At 71.1% G+C, this 3,847-nt stretch carries 4 protein-coding genes and 1 pseudogene; 1 reads left to right on the forward strand and 4 read right to left on the reverse strand.

The window, feature by feature from the left end:
- From HW445_RS21630 to abc-f, 3 genes are all read right to left on the reverse strand, one after another.
- A partial coding sequence (locus tag HW445_RS21630) for an enoyl-CoA hydratase/isomerase family protein (RefSeq protein ID WP_180222637.1) occupies positions 1–697 on the reverse strand: 697 nt, incomplete at its 3' end.
- A 135-nt stretch (positions 698–832) separates the two neighbouring features.
- Positions 833–1,051 carry a helix-turn-helix domain-containing protein gene (locus HW445_RS21635; protein WP_023542602.1) on the reverse strand — a complete coding sequence of 73 codons (219 nt, stop codon included), beginning with the start codon at positions 1,049–1,051 and terminating at the stop codon, positions 833–835.
- A 319-nt stretch (positions 1,052–1,370) separates the two neighbouring features.
- On the reverse strand, positions 1,371–2,969 hold the full coding sequence (abc-f, locus tag HW445_RS21640; RefSeq protein WP_180222638.1) for a ribosomal protection-like ABC-F family protein: 1,599 nt from the start codon (positions 2,967–2,969) through the stop codon (positions 1,371–1,373).
- A gap of 242 nt (positions 2,970–3,211) precedes the next feature.
- Here abc-f and HW445_RS21645 point away from each other — a divergent pair, with 242 nt between their 5' ends.
- Positions 3,212–3,628: a VOC family protein gene (locus tag HW445_RS21645; RefSeq protein ID WP_180222639.1), complete on the forward strand. Its 417-nt coding sequence runs from the start codon at positions 3,212–3,214 to the stop codon at positions 3,626–3,628.
- A 4-nt stretch (positions 3,629–3,632) separates the two neighbouring features.
- Here HW445_RS21645 and HW445_RS21650 read toward each other — a convergent pair.
- Positions 3,633–3,847: pseudogene (locus tag HW445_RS21650) on the reverse strand (hypothetical protein); the annotation flags it as partial.

Genomic DNA, 3,847 nt, shown 5'->3' on the forward strand with positions numbered 1-3,847 from the left:
GCAACAGGGCCTTCGTCTCGATCACCGCGTTCCGCGGCGCGGCCAGCAGCGCGGCCGAGAGGTCCCGCGCCGCCCCGTCCAGCTCCTCCCGCGCCACCGCGAGGTTGGCCAGCCCGCTGCCGACCGCCTCCTCGGCCGTCACGAAGCGCCCGGTGGCACAGATCTCGAGCGCACGGGCGTACCCCACGAGCGCCACCAACGGCTGCGTACCGGTGAGGTCGGGCACCAGGCCCAGGCTGGTCTCCCGCATGGCGAACTGCACGTCGTCCGCGACGACCCGCAGGTCACAGGCGAGCGCCAGCTGGAAGCCGGCTCCGACGGCGTGCCCCTGCACGGCGGCGATCGACACGATGTCGTTGCGCCGCCACCAGGTGAACGCCTCCTGGTACTCGGCGATGAGCGCGTCCATCTCCGCCTCGTCGCCGCGCGCCATGTCGAGGAAGGACGGCTCGCCGGGGAAGCCCTCGGGCGTGAACGCCTGCCGGTCGAGCCCGGCGGAGAAGGACTTGCCCTCCGCGCGCAGCACGACCACCCGGACGGCGCCCGGGAGCGCCCGGCCGGCTTCCGCGAGGGCACGCCACAGGGCGGGGCTCTGCGCATTGCGCTTGGCCGGGTTGGTCAAGGTCACCGTCGCGGTCTCACCGTCGACGACGAGCCGGACTCCGTCCTTGTCGAGGACAGGGTCGAGCGAAGTCATGACGCCTCCGAATGGGTGCGGTCGGCCGACACGTCCCCGTGAGACGCGCCGGTAAGTGACTGCACAGTAACCACCCGGCCGGTCGGGGGACCGACCGGGTGGCCGCCGTTCATCGGAGTCGACGGCTGCCCGGCCTCAGGCGGATGCCTTCTTGCCGCGCGTCGCCCCGCCACGCCCACGCAGCGTGACGCCCGACTCGCTGAGCATCCGGTGCACGAAGCCATACGAGCGGCCGGTCTCCTCGGCCAGTGCCCGGATGCTCGCACCGGAGTCGTACTTCTTCTTCAGGTCTGCCGCGAGCTTGTCGCGCGCGGGGCCGGTCACCCGGCTGCCCTTCTTCAGAGTCTCGGCCACCCGTGCCTCCTCGTGGGAAGTGCGCTCTGGTCCTCTCATGATCACCCCTCCCCGCCGTCCTGGCCACCCATTCGGCAAGGTCCGTGAGACCGGCTTTTGACGACAGGAGTGCGTGCGCACAATCGGAATGCCTTGTTCCGTCGACCGGTACCCGCACAGCTGAGCGGTATTCAGGACGAACCAGCAGGTCATGGACGCGAGACGGCCGGGCCTCCGCGGAAGGGAGGCCCGGCCGGGAATTCCCCGCAGGACACACCTGGGGACCAGGAGTTCTCACACAGATGACGGAGCGGGGATCGTCCGAATGATCCAATACGGGTCAGGCGAGCGCCACCAGGTCGGCGTACGAGGCGCCCCAGAGGTCCTCGATGCCGTCCGGGAGCAGGATGATCCGCTCCGGCTGGAGCGCCTCCACGGCGCCCTCGTCGTGCGTCACCAGCACCACGGCGCCCGTGTAGGTGCGCAGCGCCCCGAGGATCTCCTCGCGGCTGGCCGGGTCCAGGTTGTTGGTGGGCTCGTCCAGCAGGAGGACGTTGGCCGAGGAGACGACCAGGGTCGCCAGGGCCAGCCGGGTCTTCTCGCCGCCGGAGAGCACCCCGGCCGGCTTGTCGACGTCGTCGCCGGAGAACAGGAACGAGCCGAGCACCTTGCGGACCTCGACCAGGTCCATGTCGGGCGCCGCCGAGCGCATGTTCTCGAGCACCGAGCGGTCCGGGTCGAGGGTCTCGTGCTCCTGGGCGTAGTAGCCGACCTTCAGGCCGTGGCCGGGGACGATCCGCCCGGTGTCGGGCTCCTCCACGCCGGCCAGCATGCGCAGCAGGGTGGTCTTGCCCGCGCCGTTGAGGCCCAGGATGACGACCCGCGACCCCTTGTCGATGGCCAGGTCGACGTCGGTGAAGATCTCCAGCGAGCCGTACGACTTCGACAGGCCCTCCGCCATCAGCGGGGTCCTGCCGCAGGACGCGGGCTCCGGGAAGCGCAGCTTGGCGACCTTGTCGGACTGCCGGACGTCCTCGAGGCCGGAGAGCAGCCGCTCGGCGCGGCGGGCCATGTTCTGCGCGGCGACCGTCTTGGTGGCCTTGGCGCGCATCTTGTCGGCCTGGGCGTTGAGCGCGGCCGCCTTCTTCTCGGCGTTCTGACGCTCCCGCTTGCGCCGCTTCTCGTCCGCCTCGCGCTGCTGCTGGTAGAGCTTCCAGCCCATGTTGTAGACGTCGATCGCGGCCCGGTTGGCGTCCAGGTAGAAGACCTTGTTGACGACCGTCTCCACCAGCTCCACGTCGTGGGAGATCACGATGAAGCCGCCGCGGTAGCTCTTCAGGTAGTCCCGCAGCCAGACGATCGAGTCCGCGTCGAGGTGGTTGGTGGGCTCGTCGAGCAGCAGGGTGTCCGCGTCCGAGAAGAGGATGCGGGCCAGTTCGATTCGGCGGCGCTGACCGCCGGAGAGGGTGTGCAGCGGCTGGCCGAGCACCCGGTCGGGCAGGTTGAGCGCGGCGGCGATGGTGGCGGCCTCGGCCTCGGCGGCGTACCCGCCCTTGGTGAGGAACTCCGTCTCCTGGCGCTCGTACTGCTTCATCGCCTTGTCGCGGGTGGCGCCCTTGCCGTTGGCGATGCGCTCCTCGTTCTCGCGCATCTTGCGCAGCAGCACGTCGAGCCCGCGCGCGGACAGGACTCGGTCGCGGGCGAGCACGTCGAGGTCACCGGTGCGCGGGTCCTGGGGGAGGTAGCCGACCTCGCCCGATCGGGCGACCGATCCGGCGGCGGGGATGCCCTCGCCGGCCAGGACCTTGGTGAGGGTGGTCTTGCCGGCTCCGTTGCGGCCGACCAGGCCGATGCGGTCGCCCTTGGCGACACGGAAGCTGGCGGACTCGATGAGGACGCGGGCGCCGGCACGCAGCTCGATACCGGTGGCGGTGATCACGGACAGACTCCAGGGCGTGGGATGAGGGCGGACGGTCTTCGCGGAGGCGTACCGCCGTCTAATGCGCGAGGAGAAAGGCCATGCCGAAAGTCTAGCGGGCGTATGCAAGCACTCTCTCCGGCGTGCGTTGTCGGACCCTGGTGCAAGACTGTGCAACAGGTCACACATCAGGCGATACGGACAAACGCCGAACAAGCGCCGGGCGAGCGCGAGGCAGGCGCGAGAAGGAGAAGGTGGGAGCGATGACGGAGCCGCGGAGCGGACACCCGGGCCTGTGCCCGACGCTGCTGTACGCCGACGCCCGGGCGGCGGTCCGGCAGCTGACCGAGGGCCTGGGATTCCGGGAACTCAGCCTGTACGAGGGCGAGAACGGCGCGGTGGCGCACGCCGAGCTGACGCAGGGCGGCGGTGTGGTGATGCTCGGCTCGAAGGACGCCGGCCGCGGGGTGTTCGCCGGGGCCATGAGCGGGGCCGGGCCGGCCGGGGTCTACGTGGTGGTCGAGGACGTCGACGCGCACCACGCCCGCGCGGTGGAGCACGGCGTGGAGATCCTCATGGCGCCGGCCGACCAGGACTACGGCTCGCGGGACTCCATGGCCCGGGACCTCGAGGGCAACGTGTGGTGCTTCGGCACGTACGCCCCCGAGATACCGGCCTGACGGGTCACCCGCCCCCGGTGTGCACCTGGAAGGCGGCCCTGCGCACGGCCTTGGCCAGCGCCGGGTCGGGGTGCGCCGCGGCCAGCGCCACCAGCACCTGCACGGTCCGCGGGTGGCCGACGGCGCGCACCTCCTGGAGCAGCTGGGGCACGGTCGCCTGCATCGCGGACTCCAGGTGGCGCACCAGCATGGGGCCCTCGCCGTGGTCGGCGACGGCCG

It is taken from the genome of Streptomyces sp. UH6 (assembly GCF_013421635.1).
Lineage (GTDB): Bacteria > Actinomycetota > Actinomycetes > Streptomycetales > Streptomycetaceae > Streptomyces > Streptomyces abyssomicinicus.